Consider the following 18,038-nt stretch of genomic DNA (forward strand, 5'->3'; position numbering starts at 1 on the left):
CTATCACTTTATGCCCTGAGTTGTCGTCTAGTCATTCGGTGAACAGCAATGAAGCAATTTAGAATGAACCTCATCGACTGGACCGCACTCGCACTCGTCGTCGTCGGCGCGCTGAACTGGGGTCTCGTCGGCATCGGATACTTCGTGGACGCGGCCGCGAACTGGAACCTCGTCAACATCGTCTTCGGGTCGATCCCCGAACTGGAGTTCGCGGTCTACCTCCTCGTCGGCCTCGCCGGCGTCTACGGGGTCTACTTCGCGTCGAAGGTCGCGGGCGTCGAGACGTCCGACTCCGGGATGGACGTGGGCGAGCGCACCACGCCGAAGTAACGACACCGAACAACTTTTTCCTACGCCGTCGGTTCGAGTGAAGTCACCTTGACGCGCCCGACGCCGTCGAAGTTCCGGAGGTCGTAGACGAGTTCGCGGACGCGCTCGGCTGACCCGCGGCAGAACGCCGTCTCCAGACACCACTCGCCCTGGTGGACGTGACTCGTGGACTGCATCACGTCCTGATAGTCGTGCTGGACGGTGTGGAGTTCCTCGATGACCTCGTGGTGGTCGTAGTCGAAGACGAGCGCCGCGACCACCTCGCCCGCGGCGTCCTCCAGGGAGGCGTGGCGCTCGGCGTACTCCTGCATCGCCTCGCGCACAGCGCGCGAGCGCGAGTCGATGCCCTCGGCCTGCCACGTCTCGTCGAAGGCCGCGAGCAGGTCGTCCGGAACGTTCAGACTCGTTCGCATACCGAGTCGTAACTGCGCCACCTGCAAAGTATTACGCGACCCCTGGTTCGGTCATAACAGGCCCTAAACGCGCATGCCGCCGAGAAACGAGTATGCTCGAATCCGTCCCCGAGGCCGCGCTCGTCGGCGCAGTCGGCCTGGGACTGCTCCACGGCGCGGAACCCGGACACGGCTGGCCGGTCGCCGCGACGTACGCACTCGACCGCTCGAACAAGTGGCTCTCCGGCCTCGCCGCGAGCACGGTGCTCGGCGTCGGCCACCTGATTTCGAGTCTCGCCGTCGTCGGCGTGTTCTTCCTCGCGAAGTCGTACGCCGGTCTCGGATCGATGTGGTGGCTGGACTACGTCGCCGGCGGTCTGTTGATTCTGCTCGGCGTGCGCGAGTACCGGCACGGACACTCCCACGGCCACGGCGGAGCGGACGACCACAGCCACGACAACTCACACGACCATTCACACGACCACAGCCACTCACACGACCAACACTCAGCCAGCCTCGACGAATCTCACAGCCACGACGCCCACAGCCACGACGAACCACACAGCCACGAGCACCCGGACGACCACGACGCCGACCACGCTGACGACGCCGACGACGACGGCGTGCTCGGCCAGTTGAGAGGGGCGCTCCCGGGTGGCGGCCACTCCCACGACCCCGGGAAACTGGAGGAGGCGGCCGACCGCGGCATCTGGAGCATTGCCGCCACCGCGTTCGTGCTCGGGTTCGCCCACGAGGAGGAGTTCGAGATCATCGGCCTGTGCGCGGGGTCGACCGCGTGCCTCGAACTGATGACCGCATACGCGCTCGCCGTCGTGGTCGGCATCGTCGCGCTCACGCTCCTGCTGGTCGCGGGCTACGAGCGCTACGAGGACCGCGTGTCCAGTCTCGCCGAACACTTCCCGACGATCTCGGCGGTCGTGCTCGTCGCGATGGGACTCGGGTTCATCGCGGGCGTGCTCTGAAGGGGAGCGCATAACTCGGTCCGGGGACTTCTCCGAAATATGCAACTGAAGGACCGCCACCGCACCGAGGGCGAGCACGAGCAGATTACGCTCGTGCCGGAGTCCCTCGACGACCTGTGGCACCTCGCGTACGTCCTCGAACCCGGCGACCTCGTGTCCGGGGACACCCACCGCCGCATCCAGCGCAACGACGACCAGATGCGGGACACGGGCGGGGAGCGCGAGCACATGTACGTCACCATCGACGTGGAGGACGTGGAGTTCCACAAGTTCTCGAACCGTCTCCGCGTCTCGGGGACCATCGTAGACTGCTCCCGAGAGGACCAGTTGAACATGCACCACACGCTGAACGTCGAGGAACGCGAGGAAATCGAGGTCGAGAAGATCTGGAAGGCCGACCAGTTAGAGCGCCTGGAGGAGGCCGTCGAGGCCACCGACCAGCCGGAGGTCGCCATCGCCACCGTCGAGGAGGGGAACGCCCACATTCACGTCGTCGCGCAGTACGGCATCGACGAACACGGCTCGTTCTCGGGGACCACCGGGAAAGGCGAGAACGAACGCGGACGCGACGAACTGTTCGGCGAGCTGGCGACCGCGCTCTCGCACCTCGACGCCGACGCCATCATCCTCGCCGGCCCCGGCTTCACGAAGCAGGACGCGCTGGACTACGTCGAGGAGGAGTACCCCGACCTTGCGGGGAAGATTACGACCGTGGATACGGGCGCGGTCGGCGAGCGTGGCGTTCACGAGGTGCTCAAGCGCGGCGCCGTCGACGACGTCCAGGAGCAGACCCGCATCGCCGAGGAGTCCGAACTCATCGACGAACTCACCGAGCAGATCGCGACCGACGGGAAGGCCGCGTACGGCATCGAGGAAGTCGAGAAGGCCGTCGAGTTCGGCGCCGTCGAGAGCCTGCTCGTGCTCGACGAACGCCTGCGCGTGGAGCGCGCGGGCGAGGGCGACTGGGACGTCGACGTCAACGAACTCGTGACGCAGGTCGAACAGCAGGGCGGCGACGTCACCGTGTTCAGCCACGAGTTCGCGCCCGGTGAGCAGTTGCGGAACCTCGGCGGCATCGCCGCTGTCCTGCGGTATCGGCTGGATTGAAGCCGGAGAGCTACGTCGAAACGTCGACCACGAGTCCGTCGCGCGCGAACTGAATCTCGCCGTCGAAGTGCTCCGCGATAGACGCCTTCATCTCGTCGTGTTTGCCGTCGGTGTGCGGGTAGAGGTGCGTGAGGTAGAGTTCCTCGACGTCGGCGCCGGCGAGCGATTCGCCCAACTGGGTGGGGGTCGGGTGGTTCGCCACGTCTACCTCGTCGGGGAACGAGCAGTCGTGGACGAGCACCGACGCGTCGTCCGCGAACTCCGCCATCTCGGGAAGCGCCTCGGTGTCGCCGCTGAACACGAGGTCGTCGTCGAAGCGGTAGGCGTACCCGAACATCGAGTGCTCCGTCTCGATGGCGTCCACGTCGAAGCCTGCCACTTCGAAGCTCTCCGACTCATCGACGCCGTCTGCGTCGTCGGACGCCGCCGACGGCTCGATGTCACGCAGCGTGAGGTCGACTCTGTCCTGCAGGTAGTCGTGGACGGAGAGCAGGTCGGTGACGAGGTCCTCGGTGCCCTCGGGGCCGACGACGGTGAGGGACTCCTCGCCCGCGAGCCAGCGCGCCTTGAGCAACGGCAGGAGGTCGCTGACGTGGTCGAGGTGGTGGTGCGTGAGCAGGACGGTGTCCACGCCCTCGTAGCCGACGTCGGTGCGCGCGAGCGTGTGCAGGACGCCGCTCCCGCAGTCCACGAGCAAGCGGTCGTCACCGTCTTCCAGCAGCAGTCCGGTCTGCATTCGCTCGCCGGTCGGCATCGCGCTCCCGGTGCCGAGGAACGTCAGTCGCATGGTGGAAACGGGGACTGCGCACCGGGTAACGGTTTCGGGTGTTCGACGGAACGCGAGGGATTCGTACCTACCGGATGAGTTCTCATTTCCGGCCGGACAGTGACCTGTGACACCGACCAACCGCCGTCGCTTCTGCTACTTCGCGATTATTCGGGTGGGAATGGAAGGGGCGGCACGCTCGGGTTTACCTGTTCGCTCGACAGCAGGGCTCCCGCGAATGAGCGGCGCGAGGCGGCGAAGCCGCCTCGGAACGTGCGAACGGCGCGAAGCGCCGTGAGCAAGCGAACGAGCGGGATGCTGTCCTCAGAACGCTCCGCGTTCTGATGGATTGCACGAGAGCTTCGCTCTCGTGAATGTCGAGCGGACGCGGGCGTGCCGGGGCTTCCGAGGCGTTGGAGACTGTTCGAGCGGTAGCGGAGCGCCAGCAGACCACATCTCCTAGCGGCGTCAGACACTTGTCGGTCGCGTTCCAACCACTCGGGAAGATGGGGACGGAGTCGGAGGCGGCGTTGTCGGCGGGTGAGAGCGCCGCCCGTACCGACCGCGAGGTGCTCGACCGACTCGACCCCGCGGTGCGGGAGTGGTGGATAGAGCGCTTCGGCAGCCCCGACCAGGACGGCGGGTGTTTGACGCCGCCACAGCGCCGCGCGATTCCGCTGATTCACGAGGAGGAGAACGCGCTCATCGCGGCGCCGACGGGGAGCGGAAAGACGCTCGCGTCGTTTACCGCAATCCTGAACGAGTTGTTCCAGCGAGAGCAGGACGAGGGGCTGGAGAACGGCGTCTACTGCCTGTACGTGTCGCCGCTGAAGTCCCTCGCGAACGACATCGAGCGGAACCTCGCGAATCCGCTGTCGGGCATCGCGGAGAACCTCGCGGAGCGCGGCGTGGAGACGGACGTCCGGCAGGCGATCCGGCACGGGGACACGACGGACTACGAGCGCCGGCAGATGCTCGAGGAGGCGCCACACGTCCTGAACACGACACCCGAGACGCTCGCTATCCTGCTGAACTCGCCGAAGTTCCGGGAACGCCTCTCGCACGTCGAGTACGTCGTCGTGGACGAGATTCACAGTCTCGCGGGCGGGAAGCGCGGCACGCACCTCTCGGTGAGTTTAGAGCGCTTGCAGCGACTCGCCGGCGGGTTCACGCGAATCGGCTGTTCTGCGACGGTCGAACCGCTGTCGGACATCGCGCGCTTTCTCGTCGGATTCGAGGAGAACGCGGAACCCGGCGCCGAACAATACGATGAGACGGAGCAGGACCGCGAGCCCCGGGACTGCGAAATCGTGGACGCGCGGTTCTCGCGGGACTACGACCTCGAACTGCGGTGTCCGACGTCGGACCTCGTGAACGCGTCGAGTGGCGCGATAAACGACGCGTTCTACGAGGAGTTGGGCGGACTCGTCGAGGGCCACGAGAACACGCTCGTGTTCACGAACACGCGGTCCGGGGCAGAGCGCGTCCTCGAGAACCTCCGGGAGCGCGGCGTGGTCGCCGAAGCGGACTCGGCGTGCCACCACGGCAGTCTCTCGAAGGACCGCCGGAAGGACGTCGAGGAGCGCCTGAAGGAGGGGAGTCTGGACGTGGTGACGACGTCGACGAGCCTCGAACTCGGCATCGACATGCCCCACGTCGATCTGGTGGTGCAGGTCGGGTCGCCCAAGTCCGTTGCCAGCCTGCTCCAGCGGGTCGGGCGCGCGGGCCATCGCCCCGGCAGGACCGTGACGGGCCGCGTCATCGCGCTCGACCGCGACGAACTCGTGGAGTGTGCGGTGATGCTCCGGCAGGCAGAGCGCGGGTTCGTGGACCGCGTCCACATCCCGGAACGCGCCGACGACGTGGCCGCCCAGCACGTCTACGGGATGGCGATCGCGGGGCCACTCCGGGAGTCCGAGGTGAAGGCGACCCTGCGCTCGGCGTACCCCTACCGGGACTACGACGATGACGCGTACGAGCGCCTGCTGCGCTATCTCACCGCGGACTACGAGGGGATGGAGGACCGGAACGTCTACGCGAAGGTGTGGCGCGACGAGAACGACCCGCCGGAGGGACAACACCACTACTCGGAGTTCGACGTGGGGCGGACGCTCGTCGGGAAGCGCGGCCGCCTCGCGCGCCCGATTTTACTCCAGAATCTCGGCACGATTCCGGACTCCTTTACGGTGAACGTCTACACCCGGGGTGACGACGAGTGGGTCGGGCAACTCGACGAGAGCTACCTCGACACGCTCGAGGCGGGCGACGTGTTCGTGCTCGGCGGCGACCGGTTCGCGTACCGCTACCGCCGCGGGTCGAAGGTGTACGTCGACCCGACGAGCGAGCGCGCGACCGTGCCGTCGTGGTTCTCCGAGCGCCTCCCGCTCTCGTACGACCTCGGCAGGGAGATCGCGCGCTTCCAGTCCGAGTTACTGAACCACTACGAGGACGGCGGCGCGTCGGCGGTGCGGCGGTGGCTCCGCGAATTCCCGCTGGACGGCAACGCGGTGCGGGCGCTCTCCCGCCTGTTCGACGACCAGATACGGTACGCGGGCGCGGACAGCGTGAGCACCGGCGAGCGCATCGCCATCGAGGAGGTCAAAGACCGCGGCGACTACCGGCGGCGTTACCACGTCCGCGTCCCGTTCGGAAGGCGGTTCAACGACGGTCTCTCGCGGGTGCTGGCGTACCGCTGCGCGCAGGAGGCGAACGCGAACGTCGCGGTGTCGGTGGCGGACAACGGCTTCACGCTGTCGATGCCGCTGAACCGCAAGGTCGACGTTGCGGGCCTTCTCCGGGACACCGAACCCGGGGACGTCCGGGACCTGTTGCGGCGCGCGCTCCGAGACACGGACCTCCTCAAACGGTACTTCCGCATCAACGCGACGCGCTCGCTGATGATACTCAAGCGGTACAAGGGCTCCGAGAAGTCCGCGAGCAAACAGCAGGTCGCGAGCGAGATGCTGCTGGGGTTCGCCGAGGAGTTAGACGAGTTCGCGGTGATGGAGGAGACCTACCGGGAACTGACGGAGGACAAACTCGACCTCGCGGGCGTCCGGGAGGTGCTGGCGAGAGTGCAGGCGGGCGACGTGACGGTCCGCGAGACCACGCTCGAGTCGCCGTCGCCGCGCTCGTTCGGCCTGGCGACGCTGTCCGCGAGCGACGTGGTGCTCTCGGAGGACGAGGACGCGGTGTTGCGGGAGTTCCACGAGCGGGTGCGCGAGCAACTGGAAGAGTGAGACCGTCCACACTCCGGGTTCGTCGAGGTCAAACTTCGCCGATGTCGTGGACGGCGAGTCGGTCGTACGTCCCGCCGAGCACCACGCCGTACGCGACGTGCGCGAGCAGCGACGCGACGAGGAACGTCACGATACCGTCCCCGAACGGGGCGGCAAACGCGCTGATGAAGCCGACCCAGAGCACGATGCTGAACACCAGTCCGCGGCCCGCGTCAGTGCCGCCGGGGAGGAAGCCGGCGAAACTCAGGAACATGAGCGGCCACCCGAAGATGCCGACGAGCACGAACAGCACGAAGCCGAGGAACTGCTGGTTCAGACCGACGAATCCGGCGAGTAACTGGAACGGGTTGATCTCCGTTCCCGTCAGGACGTCGCTGGCCAGCAACACGAGGATGAGGACCGCGGTGGCCGGAACGCCGGCCACGATGGCTGCTCTCCAGTCTTTCATGTTCGTGTAAGATGCATCACAGAACGAAAAAACTACTCCAGAAACGGCGTCCTACTCCAGGGACGCCCACTCCACCATGCGGCCGTACAGCGGCCGGGAGCGAAGCGCCGCCTCGTCGCCGACGAGCACGAGGCTCTTCTTCGCGCGCGTGAGCGCGACGTTCACGCGCCGGTGGTCCTCGAAGATGGGGCCGTCGAGGTCGCCCGTCGCGACGAACGACACCACGATGACCTCCTTCGAGGAGCCCTGGAAACGGTCGACGGTGTCGACGGCCACGCCCTCCCGCACTCGGTTGCCGATTTCCGCGACCTGCGCGCGGAACGGCGCGATGACGCCGACGTCCTCGGGGTCGAGTCCCGCATCGACGTACGCCTCGACGACGTCCGCGACGCGCTCGGCCTCCACGGGGTCGATGTGCGCGTCCTCGGTTCCCTCGACGTGGTGGAAGGACACGCCATCCTGCACGACGCCGCCGACTGAGACGCCGACGTCCGCGAGTCGCTGGCCAGCCACCTCGCCCGTCGCCGGGCGCAACTGGCCGTCGTAGAACTCCTGAGAGGAAAAAGCCTGGATGCGCTGGCTCATCCGGTACTGCTGGTCGAGCATCACCGACGCCTCCGGGTGGGTCTCCACGAGTCGCTGGAACAGCGACTCCGAGAGTCGACCACCCGAGCGCACCACGGGCGGCAACTGCTCGTGGTCGCCGACGAGCACGAACCGATCTGCGCGGTTGATGGCCGCGAGCGTGTCCGGTTCCGTCAACTGGGAGGCCTCGTCCACGAGCACCACGTCGAACTCCTGCTCGCGCATGATGCGAGACCCCGAGGTCGACGTCGTCGCCGCGACGACGTTCGCGGACTGGAGCGCCGTCGCGCGCTCCGCCGGGTCGCCGGACTGGTCGAGTCGGAGGTCCTGCATGTCCGGACGGACGCCGTTCTCCGTCCCCACGCGCACGATGCTGTCGTGGCCCTGGTCCCGAAGCGCTTCGAGTGCGTTGTCCACCGCGCGGTTCGTGAACGCAGAGAGGAGAACGCGGTCGCCGCGCTCCACGAACGCCCGGATGAGCGTCGCGATGGTGTACGTCTTCCCGGTACCGGGCGGGCCGTGCACGAGCGCGAAGTCCTCGGCGTTCAGCGCGCGGTTGACCGCTGCGTTCTGCGCGTCGTTGTTGTCGATGTGGCCGTGGTCGGTGTCCGCGAATTCGGGGCTCTCACGGTCGAACAGCACGTCCTTCTGGCGTTCGTCGCCCTTCAAGAGCGCGTCGTGGAGCGCGGTGAGCATCCGGTCGACGTTGAGTTCGGACGGATAGACGTCGAGGCGGCGCACGTCGACTGGTTCGTCCGTCGTCACCTCCACGCGGGACTCGTCGAGGTGTTCGATGCGAGCCATCTCCGCGGTGCCGTGCACGGGGTCGCCGTCCGACGCGAGCACGCGGTCGCCCTCCCGGATCTTCGACGCCGCCGCGCTCGGGCGTTTCGCAGTGAGCCGCCACCGGCCGTCCTCGAGTTCCGTCTGCCCGGCGGGTTCGAGGTCGATGACTGCGCGGTCGTCGTCGGCGCGCTCCGCCGGCGACTGCTCCCAGAGTTTGCGGTACTCGTCGTGGACACAGTGGCGCTCGCGCTCGATGGCCGCGTACATCTCGTCGAAGTACTCGCGCTCCTCGGCAGGGAGCGCCTGCCCGAGTTGGCCGGCCTTGGACTCCTGGTCGAGGCGCCCAGACACGACCATGCAGGTGTCCTGCTCGAAGCAGTACTCGCATTTCGCGTCGGCCTCGTAGCCCGTCGGCGGGGAGCCGTCGTGTTCCAGCGCCGCGAGGTGGTTGCGCTGGCGCACCACGAAGTCGAGGAACCCCTTCCCGACGGAGAACTCCTTGGCGGGCGAGAGGTCGCCCGTTTCCTCGTTGCGCTCGACCGCGGCGTTCTTCGTGTAGAGGAGTGTCCCGGTGTCCGCCTCGACGCCGCGCTCCTCCAGCATCAGCGCGTAGCACGCCGCCTGCACCTTGTCGTGGAAGCGCGGGTCGCGGTTCGTGTTCTTCCCCGTCTTGAGTTCCACGGGCATCCCGCGGCGGATGGCGTCACATCGCCCCTTGATGCCGAAGCGCTCCGAGATGAGAGTGTACTCGGAGCGCCACTGGTCGGTGTCGGTGAGCGTCCCCTGCTGGAGCCACCCCTCGATGGCCGACGCGTTCGCGCGCACGTCCGCCTCGACCTCCTGTCTGTCGCGCCCCAGCAGACCGAGTTCCAGGCCCGCCTCGCCCACCCGCTCCTCGATGGCGTCGTCCAGGTCCCGGCCGCGGAGCAGGTCCCCGAACACCTCGTGGACGATAGTCCCCTTCGTCACCGGGTACTTCAGCGGCAACCCGGAGAGCTTGTTGAGGTAGTAGAGCCGTGGACACTGCACGAACGACCGGATGTTCGTCACGTCCACGAGGAAGTCCGGCTCCACCACGACGTACGACGACTTCGACGTCGAGTACTGCGTCTCGCCGTTCCACTCGTCTTCCTCCGCGTCGGTCACCACGAGTTCCATCCCCTCGTCGAGGTACTCTGCCGTCTCCGTCCACTTCCCCCAGAGCGTGACCTGGACGGACTCGGCTTCCTCCAGTGGGCGCACGCGTACCTCCAGAATGTCCTTGTCTCCGTACTGCGTGTTCACCGACCGCACCTCTGCCACGTCGGTGACCTCGCCCCTGACGTTCACGAACAACATCTCGCAGTCCCGGCGAAAAACGTTGTCGCTCCTAGGAGGAGTTGGCGTTCGTCTTATGGACAACTTCAGGTGTGACAACGCCCAGAAAGCCCCCGGTCGCTCGCGGTCGCTCGTCGGCATATCTGCTCACTGCGTTCGCAGATAGTGGCCGACGAACCGACCACGCAAGCGCGAGCGACCGGCCCCTTTCATTCCCTCCCCGCTACCGGCTTCCCGGTATCCTGGTGGATTGAAAGGGCGAGCGCGCCTCGCGGGCGAAGCCTGTGTGCGCTCAGCGGCCACTGTCCGCGAGGGAGCGAAGCGACTGAGAGGATATGTCGCTGAGCGCACGCGAGGCGCGTGAGGGCTTTCAGGAGAAGTCGGCTACGAGAGCGAACCCGCGGACAATTCTGCCAACTCGGACTAGCGAGGACACCGCTTAAGTCGCCGAACTACCAACCCCCACCCGATGCGAGTACGGGACTGGGACGACATCGTGAACGAAGTCGTCGATTCGGGCGTGGACCCGGACGGCTGGCGTGCGGTCGCCGGAGACCGACAGCGCGGACTCGGCGAGGACTTCTACCTCGGCCATCCCGGCCGCGGCGTCTACCACCTGAAGACGTACGCGAAGAACCCCTTCGAAGTGAAGGGCGTGGGTTCCCGGGTCGCGCGGAAGATCGACGACGGTCTCGACGAGTTCCTGCCGAGCGACGACGCGGGGCGGTTCGCGGTGCAGTCCGCGGCAGAGGACGAGGACGACGCGAAGGACCGCGCGAGCAAACTCGAACAGGTGTTGCAGGCGCACGCCGACGCGCCGACGACGCCCGCGGACTTCTTCGAGGACGCGATGGACGCCGTCGAAAGCCCGGCGTTCGGCCCGATGGACTACGACCCGTACGGCCGTCCCGACGCGATGGACGACCTGGCCGACGAGTTCGCGGACGCCGACGAACTGCTGAACAGCGAACTCGACGACCTCATCGAGGACGACGACGTCGGTCGTGGGTTCCGGTAGGCGCTTTCGCCAGGGGGCGCTTTGCTCGCGCAGTAAATCGCCGACCTGCCTGGGTCTCCGGCCCACTCGGTCGACGAACGTTACTCCCGTTCGGACACATCGAGGGCTCGCGTCGGCCAGCGCATCAGTTCCACAAACGAGAACGCTTCTGGTGTCAGATGTACAGGATTTATGCTCGGTGAGCGGGCAGACGGGGTATGGCACGCCTGAACTGGTCTGGCATCCTGCTGGTCGCGCTCATCTTCCCCATCGGCGGCGTCGGACTCCTGTTGTTCGGTCCAGCGGGGATGATCGGCGCGCTGATGTTCCTGCTGTTCGTCGCTCCGGTCGTCCAGAACGCTCGACTGGAGACCCGAAACCGGATTGCGGAACTCGAGGAGCGCGTCGCCGCGCTCGAGGACGCCGGCGACCGGGGTTCGACGAGCCCTCGCGCAACTTCGCCTCGCGAGGACGCCGGCGACGCCGAGACGGAGTCGTCCGAAACCAACGGCCATTCCTCCGACGACGACGCACAGTCGCCTGACGAAAGCGACGGGTAGCGGTCCACCCGGGAACCGGCGATTGTCCTAAACTGCCGGAGGTCCAACGCGAAGTATGGTCGACGTGACGTACTACTGTCCGCGCTGTGGCGCAATCGCCACGCTGGAGCGAGACGCGTATCTCGCGGACAAGTCCGTGACACCGTTCCCACTCGAGGGGTGGACGTACGTCTCGCCCGGGGATAGCTACGAGGCAGACGACGTCGACGGCGTGCGGTTCGTCTGCGGGGAGAGCGACATCGAGTGGTCGTACCCGCCGGATCTCGGCCAGGAGGACGCGCCGGAATCGGGCGAGACTGTCGACGATTCGCCCGGCTGTGGCGAGCCGTTCTATCTGAACTTCGTGCGCTACGAGGACGGCCGGGAGGTCGAGGGTGACCAGGAATCGGAGTACGTCGAACTCGCCGAGGGGTCCGTGCCGAGCGGTCCCCGGGGGCCGTCCGGACCCGGTGGACCGCGGTGACACGGAGCCAAGGCCGACTCCAGTGACCGAGTGGTTGGCCGACTGCGGTAACTCCGTACCCGGACCGACGGCGTCTGCCGCCCGTCGTCGGATGCTCCCCGAAACCCACACGCTTTACTCGCGGCGCTGTGTGGCGTCATGGTATGCCAGAACTCACGCGCCGCAACGCAGTCCGCGCCGGCGTGCTCTCGCTCGCGGGTCTCGCGGGTTGTTCTACGGGGTCGGGGTCGTCGACGAAGCACAAACAACCGCGCCTCGACCGGGTTCGCGTCAGCAACTCGCTGTCTCAGGAGGTCTCTCTGGACCTGCAACTGGAACTCGACGGCGACGTGGTGTTCTGGCAGGACGTGTCGCTCCCGGGGACGAACGACTGGTCGAACAACTCCGGCAACCAGAGTGTCCAGGGCGCTACGTTCACGCCGCCCGCGTTCCCGCAGAAGCGCGGCGAGTGGCTGGTGCGGGCGCGCGTCCGGGACACCGAGGAGACGTTCAAGACGCTGTTCTCGAAGGAGACGACCGCCGAGTCGTGTCTCGACATCGGCGTGAACGTCCAGCAGGACGGCGTCGAAATCACGTACGTGGCGACCCACGACTGCGCTCCCGCTGGCACCACGACCACCGAGTCGTAGCTGAACGGAATCCCGCGGAACGCTTTTCGCCGTCTGTGCGCAAACACGCGCCATGACAGTCCGTATTCTCCACTACGCTGACGTGGAGAACGCCTACGACACCCCCGAGCGAATCGGCAGACTGGCCGGCGCTATCGAGGACCACCGAGACAGTGACACGGTCGTCACGGGAGGTGGTGACAACACCGGCCCGGGCGTGTTGTCGCTCGCGTGCGACGGCGCGCAGGCACAGGACTTCTTCGACGCCGTGGAACCGGACGTCGAGACGTTCGGCAACCACGACTTCGACCCCGGGTTCGACGCCGCACGAGAGCGAGCCAGCGAGTTCCCGGGAACGTGGCTGAACGCGAACGTCTACCTCGACGGAGAGCGCTTTGCCGCCGAGCACACGTCCCCGACTGCGCTCGTAGAGACGGCGAACGCGACGGTCGGATTGGTCGGCGTGACCGCGGAGAACACGCCCGAGATCAATCCCGTCGCCGGGTCACTCGAGGTTCGGAACGCGGCCGGCGCGGTCCGCTCGGCCGAACAGGACCTCCGGGACGCGGGCGCAGACCACGTCGTGGTCGTCTCCCATCGCGGGGGAAGCGACGAGGAACTCGCCGCGAACGTCGACGCGGACGTCATCCTCGGCGGCCACGACCACGACCAGCACGTCGCTCGCGTGGACGACACGCTCGTCGCGCGGCCCGGGGCCTGTGGCCACGCGCTGCTGGAAGTGACCCTCGATGGTGACGGCGCGACGGCCACACACCACGACACCACGGACTACGAATCTGACGAGGCGGTCGCCGGCGCGCTCCGGGAGCGACTGGCCAAAACCGGGCTGACGGAGACTGTCGCGCGCGCCGAGGAACCAGTCACGCGCACCGAGCGCGACCGGAAGGGCGGGGAGAGCCCTGTCGGGAACTTCGTCACCGACGCGCTCCGCTGGGCGGGCGACGCTGACGCGGCGCTCATCGTCGGCGGCATCCGGGAGGACGACCCGCTCTCGGGCGACGTGACTGTCGCGGACCTCCACGGCCTCGCGCCGTTCGACAACGACGTGCTGGTCGCCCGCGTCGACGGCGCGACGCTCCTCGACGCGTTGCGCGACCTCTCGCTGGCCGCGCGCTACGAGGACGAGGACGTGCCCGCGTGGTGGTTCGGCCACGTCTCGGGTGCCGAACTCACCTACGACGACCGCGACCACTCGATAATCGAGGCGCGCGTCGGCGGGGAACCGGTGCATCCGGACGAGCACTACGAGGTCGCACTCTCCGATTACCACGTCGTGACCGACCACATCGTGCGCGCCATCGGGAGCGAGGACGTGGTGCGGACGGCGGCGACGCTCCGGGATGCGCTCGTCGAACGCGCCCGCGAACACGGCGTCAACACGGACGTCGAAGGGCGCATCCAGCGGCCGTACCTCGACCAGCCGACGATTCACTGACACGCCGCGACCTGCTGTCGCGCCGCCATCCGCTGGTTACCCCTTGATGTTGCAGACGGGGTACGTGCGAACCACGAGGTCGCCGATGCCGAGCGCGTCGGAGACGCCGACGACCTCGTCGACGTCCTTGTAGACGCCCGGCGCCTCCTCCGCGATAGTCGCGCCGGAGGCCGCCTTCACGTAGATCCGGTTCTGCTCGCGGAGGTCGTCCTGTACGTCGCCGCCCTGGTAGTCCTGTTTGGCCTGCGTGCGACTCATCAGGCGCCCTGCGCCGTGTGCGGTGGAACCAAACGAGCGCGCGAGTGACTCCGCGCCACCCTTCAGCACGTAGCTCCCGGCGCCCATGCTCCCCGGAATGATGACTGGCTGGCCGACGCCGCGGTACGCCTCCGGAAGTTCCGGGTGGCCCGCAGGGAACGCGCGCGTCGCGCCCTTTCGGTGGACGTATAGGTCGCGCTCGACGCGCCCGCCACCGTCCTCGCCGGGGTAGAGGCTGTAGCCGTCCTCGGTGACGTACACGTCGTGGGATTCTTTCTTCGCGATGTTGTGCGCGACGTCGTACAGCAGGTCCATCTCCAGGGACTCCCACGAGGCGTCGAAGACGTCCGCGAACGTCTCGCGCACCGCGTGCGTGATGAGCTGGCGGTTCACCCACGCGAAGTTGATGGCCGCGCACATCGCGCCGTAGTACTCCTCGGCCAACTCGGAGTCGGCGGGCGCGGCGGCGAGGTCCTTGTTCGGCAGGCTCTCGAGGAACTCGGGTTCCTCCTGTTCGATGCGCCGGAGATAGTCCGAACACACCTGATGGCCGAGTCCCCGGGACCCGCAGTGGATGAGGACGACGACCTGGTCCTCGTCGAGACCGAACGATTCGGCGGTGTCGTCGTCGTACACGTCAGTCACGCGCTGGACTTCGAGGAAGTGGTTGCCCGAGCCGAGCGACCCCATCTGGCTCGCGCCGCGGTCCTTTGCCTTCTTCGAGACGGCGTCCGGGTCGGCGTCGGGGCGGCGGCCCTCGTCCTCGCAGTGCCGCAGGTCGTCGCGGACCGCGTACCCCTCCTCGACGCACCAGTCGACGCCGCGTTCGAGCGCGGCTTCGAGGTCAGTGTGGGTCCCCTCCACGACGCCGCCACCGCCGAGGCCGCAGGGCACGGCGTCGAACAGCGCGTCGACGAGTTCCTCCTCCCGGCCCTCGACGTCGCCGTAGGTGAGATTCGTCTTCACCATGCGGACGCCGCAGTTGATGTCGAACCCGACGCCGCCAGGCGATATGCAGCCGTCTTCGGCGTCGAACGCCGCGACGCCGCCGACCGGGAAGCCGTACCCCTGGTGGCCGTCAGGCATGCAGAGCGCGGGCGCGACGACGCCGGGCATGCACGCCACGTTCCGCAACTGGTCGAGGGTCTTGTCGTCGCCGATGTGCTCTAAGAGCGCGTCGTTGGCGAACACGCGCGCCGGAACGCGCATCTCGTCGTCCCGCTCGAGTTCCCAGACGTTCGCCTCGACCTCCGTGAGCGTGTGGCCGTCGGCGTCAAACGTAGTCATGCGTGAACGTCGGCGCGTCACAGTGGTAGGCGTTTCGTCTACGCGGCCGGGACGTTCACTCCGGCGACGAGCGCAGGCCGACGCGGTCGGCGACCCAGCCGAGGCGTTCGTCGATGGAGAACGGGCCGCCGCCCGTGACGAACAGCGCCGACGAGAGGCCGAACAGCGTGACGTGCGCGAGCACCGGGTCGTCCGGCAGGCCGAACAGCGTCGTCGTCAACACCACGAACGCGGTGGCAGCGGTGGCGCGCGTGAACAACCCGACGAACAGGAACACGCCGACCGCGAGTTCGGTGAGGCCAGCGCCCACGACCCACATGCCGGGGTCGACCGGGACCACCTGAGTGAGGTTGTACTTGTCCACGACGGCGAGTGCCGGCCCCGGGTGGGCGAGTTTCTCCCAGAAGCCCAGGAGCGCGAAGTTGAAGCCGACGCCCGCGCGCAGCACCGTCGGCGCGTACCGCTCGTAGGGTTCGATGGCGGCGTTGAACCGGTCGACAATCGGGTGTAGCGGGTCGACTCGGCCGTACACGCTCCCCTCGGTGGCCGCCACGCGCTGGAGGAGATGGTCGGCGCTCGGCCGCCCGCTCCCGAGCAGCAGGATGGCGAGGAACCCGCCGACGTACTCGCTCGCGAGCACGAGTTCTGGACGGACAGCGAGGCCCGCGAGGTACGCGAGGAGGCCGGCGAGCGCGACGACGCGGGTCGCCAGCCCGAACAACAACAGGAACCCCAGTGCCACCTGGAGGACGCGGAGCTGGGTCTCAACGAGCGGCGAGAAGTAGTAGCCCGCGAAGCCCGCGCCGACCAGCGGCAGGCCGACGGCGAGGCGGAGCATCCACGGCAGGAACTCGTGGTAGCCCGCGAGCGCCTGCCGGAGCGCGTACACGTCGGCTTCTGCCGGGCGGAAGCGGAGAAACGCGACCATCGTGAACAGGACCGCGAGCCCGCCGCCGCCGATCAACGCAGCGTTCAGTGGGTCCGAAAGCACGTCCACGAGGAAGCGCACGGCGGCGACGTGCGGAGCGCCCTCCACGACGTAGTCGACGTGCGGGAGTGAACCGCCGGTGCCCGGAAGTCCGACGAGACCGCCAGTTCCTGGGACCATACCCAGAGTTGCCGTCCGGGCGCCAAAAACCCGCCGCAGTCGTCGGCAGCAGTCCCACCTCAGCGAACCTCGATCCCCTCATCGAACCCCAGTCCTCGGCGGGTCTCGTCCCCGACGAACCCCGGCGCAGTGCCTCAGACGTCGAAAACCACGTACGCGAACCAGTTGTCCGCTCGCTCCTCGAGGCGCATCTCGGAGTACGTCACCGCCTTGATCTCGCGGGCGTGCACCTCGTTCAGTGGGACGCCGCGCGCGCTCGCCTCCACGACCCACTCGCCGTCCAGTTGGGACACCTCGACGCGGTGGTCCACGGGGAGGACGCCGCGCACGTCGCGCTCGTAGATGAGGCGGTCGAGGTAGTCGAACAACAGCGCCTCCCGGCTCTCGGCGCGCTCCGTTACGGTGAATCGCTCGCCCGAGTCGGGAATCTCGTCGCACATCGCCGCCGCCAGTCCGTCCGCGACGGCGGCGAACACGCCGCCGAGGCTGTCCGCGTTCGCCTCCACGGCCACGTCCGCGGTGTGGTCCCGGAGTCGGAAGCTCACTCTGAGCCTCCCCCGTCTCGGCGCGACACCTCGGGGACGTCCTGGCCGGTGAGTTGTTCGAGGCGCGCACGCGACAGTCCCTCCGCGCTCCCCGCGTCGGTCTCCGCGGTGGCGACGCCGGTCGTGACGATTGTGCGGATGCCCTCCTCGACGGTCATGTCCACGTCACGAACGCGGTCGCCGGGGACGTGCGCGAGGAACCCACCCATCACCGGGTTCGGCGCGAGCGGGAGGAACAACGTCTCCATGCCCTCTCGTCCCGCGGCCGCCTCGATGGCGTCGGGCGTCTCCGTCGTGCGGAACCCGAGCGTGTACGTCTCCTCGGCCGGGTACTCCACGAGCACCACCTCCTGAAAGTTGTCCGCGTCGCTCTCGAGCATCACGTCGCTCATCTGCCGAAAGCTCTTGTACACGGCGCCGAGCCCCGGAATTCGTTCGAGTGCCGCGTCGAAGTACTCGAGGACGCGCTCCCCGGAGCGAAACGACGCCACGAACCCCACGAGCAGCGTGAGCGCGACGATGCCCAGCACGCCGAAGGCGTCGACGAGCAACTCCGAGGCGTTCGGCGTCATCCCGAGTTTGTCGAGGGCGTCGACCAGCGGGTCGAGAAGGTCCGTTATCACGCCCGCGGCGACGCTCATCACGTACAGCGTGACGAGCAACGGCACGACGACGGCGACGCCTGTGAGGGCCGCTTCCCTGACCTTGTCGTACATGGACGCGCTCGCCTGCTGTACTCGCTCTCCCGTCGGCCCCGTATCGGCGAGCATCGTTTGCGCGCACGCCCACGACGAGGGAAAGGG

17 protein-coding genes are annotated in these 18,038 nt (G+C 67.6%); 9 read left to right on the forward strand and 8 right to left on the reverse strand.

All coding sequences use genetic code 11. The features are described from left to right. Positions 1-63: 63 nt before the first annotated feature. Complete coding sequence (locus tag LT970_RS08305; RefSeq protein ID WP_232686001.1) at positions 64-330, forward strand: DUF378 domain-containing protein; 267 nt, start codon at positions 64-66, stop codon at positions 328-330. A gap of 20 nt (positions 331-350) precedes the next feature. Here the strand turns inward: LT970_RS08305 and LT970_RS08310 are convergent, their stop codons facing one another. Further along, the gene (locus LT970_RS08310; protein ID WP_232686002.1) at positions 351-743 is read right to left on the reverse strand and encodes a CopG family ribbon-helix-helix protein; all 393 of its coding nucleotides are present in this window, start codon (positions 741-743) and stop codon (positions 351-353) included. A gap of 92 nt (positions 744-835) precedes the next feature. Between LT970_RS08310 and LT970_RS08315 the strand changes: the two genes are divergently transcribed. Together LT970_RS08315 and LT970_RS08320 are read left to right on the forward strand one after the other, a co-directional pair. Continuing rightward, entirely contained in the window at positions 836-1,705 is an 870-nt protein-coding gene (locus tag LT970_RS08315; protein ID WP_232686003.1) for a hypothetical protein, read from the forward strand. Between the two features lie 39 nt (positions 1,706-1,744). Next, complete coding sequence (locus LT970_RS08320; protein ID WP_232686004.1) at positions 1,745-2,812, forward strand: mRNA surveillance protein pelota; 1,068 nt, start codon at positions 1,745-1,747, stop codon at positions 2,810-2,812. A 10-nt stretch (positions 2,813-2,822) separates the two neighbouring features. Here LT970_RS08320 and LT970_RS08325 read toward each other — a convergent pair whose 3' ends face one another. Next, positions 2,823-3,599, reverse strand: coding sequence for an MBL fold metallo-hydrolase (locus LT970_RS08325; protein WP_232686005.1), 777 nt, complete (start codon positions 3,597-3,599; stop codon positions 2,823-2,825). A gap of 485 nt (positions 3,600-4,084) precedes the next feature. On the opposite strand from LT970_RS08325, the gene LT970_RS08330 reads away from it, so the two are divergent. Beyond that, positions 4,085-6,817, forward strand: coding sequence for an ATP-dependent helicase (locus tag LT970_RS08330; RefSeq protein ID WP_232686006.1), 2,733 nt, complete (start codon positions 4,085-4,087; stop codon positions 6,815-6,817). A gap of 28 nt (positions 6,818-6,845) precedes the next feature. Here LT970_RS08330 and LT970_RS08335 read toward each other — a convergent pair whose 3' ends face one another. After that, positions 6,846-7,265, reverse strand: coding sequence for a DUF6789 family protein (locus LT970_RS08335; RefSeq protein WP_232686007.1), 420 nt, complete (start codon positions 7,263-7,265; stop codon positions 6,846-6,848). Positions 7,266-7,316: 51 nt separating this feature from the next. Next, complete coding sequence (locus tag LT970_RS08340; RefSeq protein ID WP_232686008.1) at positions 7,317-9,965, reverse strand: ATP-dependent helicase; 2,649 nt, start codon at positions 9,963-9,965, stop codon at positions 7,317-7,319. Between the two features lie 457 nt (positions 9,966-10,422). Here LT970_RS08340 and LT970_RS08345 point away from each other — a divergent pair, with 457 nt between their 5' ends. The 5 genes from LT970_RS08345 (at position 10,423) to LT970_RS08365 (ending at position 14,037) form a co-directional block, all read left to right on the forward strand. After that, entirely contained in the window at positions 10,423-10,971 is a 549-nt protein-coding gene (locus tag LT970_RS08345) for a hypothetical protein (RefSeq protein ID WP_232686009.1), read from the forward strand. A gap of 197 nt (positions 10,972-11,168) precedes the next feature. Beyond that, positions 11,169-11,510, forward strand: coding sequence for a hypothetical protein (locus LT970_RS08350; RefSeq protein WP_232686010.1), 342 nt, complete (start codon positions 11,169-11,171; stop codon positions 11,508-11,510). Positions 11,511-11,565: 55 nt separating this feature from the next. Continuing rightward, on the forward strand, positions 11,566-11,973 hold the full coding sequence (locus LT970_RS08355) for a DUF7969 family protein (RefSeq protein ID WP_232686011.1): 408 nt from the start codon (positions 11,566-11,568) through the stop codon (positions 11,971-11,973). Between the two features lie 143 nt (positions 11,974-12,116). After that, entirely contained in the window at positions 12,117-12,602 is a 486-nt protein-coding gene (locus tag LT970_RS08360) for a hypothetical protein (RefSeq protein ID WP_232686012.1), read from the forward strand. 52 nt (positions 12,603-12,654) lie between these two features. Beyond that, positions 12,655-14,037, forward strand: coding sequence for a bifunctional metallophosphatase/5'-nucleotidase (locus LT970_RS08365; RefSeq protein WP_232686013.1), 1,383 nt, complete (start codon positions 12,655-12,657; stop codon positions 14,035-14,037). Between the two features lie 36 nt (positions 14,038-14,073). Here LT970_RS08365 and LT970_RS08370 read toward each other — a convergent pair whose 3' ends face one another. The 4 genes from LT970_RS08370 to LT970_RS08385 form a co-directional block, all read right to left on the reverse strand. Continuing rightward, entirely contained in the window at positions 14,074-15,582 is a 1,509-nt protein-coding gene (locus LT970_RS08370; protein WP_232686014.1) for an RtcB family protein, read from the reverse strand. Positions 15,583-15,637: 55 nt separating this feature from the next. Then, the gene (locus tag LT970_RS08375; protein WP_232686015.1) at positions 15,638-16,690 is read right to left on the reverse strand and encodes a DoxX family protein; all 1,053 of its coding nucleotides are present in this window, start codon (positions 16,688-16,690) and stop codon (positions 15,638-15,640) included. Positions 16,691-16,824: 134 nt separating this feature from the next. Next, positions 16,825-17,235, reverse strand: coding sequence for an archease (locus LT970_RS08380; protein ID WP_232686016.1), 411 nt, complete (start codon positions 17,233-17,235; stop codon positions 16,825-16,827). Beyond that, positions 17,232-18,005 (reverse strand): DUF502 domain-containing protein, encoded by a 774-nt coding sequence (locus LT970_RS08385; protein WP_232686017.1) that lies wholly within the window; start codon positions 18,003-18,005, stop codon positions 17,232-17,234. The genes LT970_RS08380 and LT970_RS08385 overlap by 4 nt, the downstream gene beginning before the upstream one ends. Positions 18,006-18,038: the final 33 nt, after the last annotated feature.

It is taken from the genome of Halobacterium zhouii, from assembly GCF_021249405.1.
Taxonomy (GTDB): Archaea; Halobacteriota; Halobacteria; order Halobacteriales; family Halobacteriaceae; genus Halobacterium; species Halobacterium zhouii.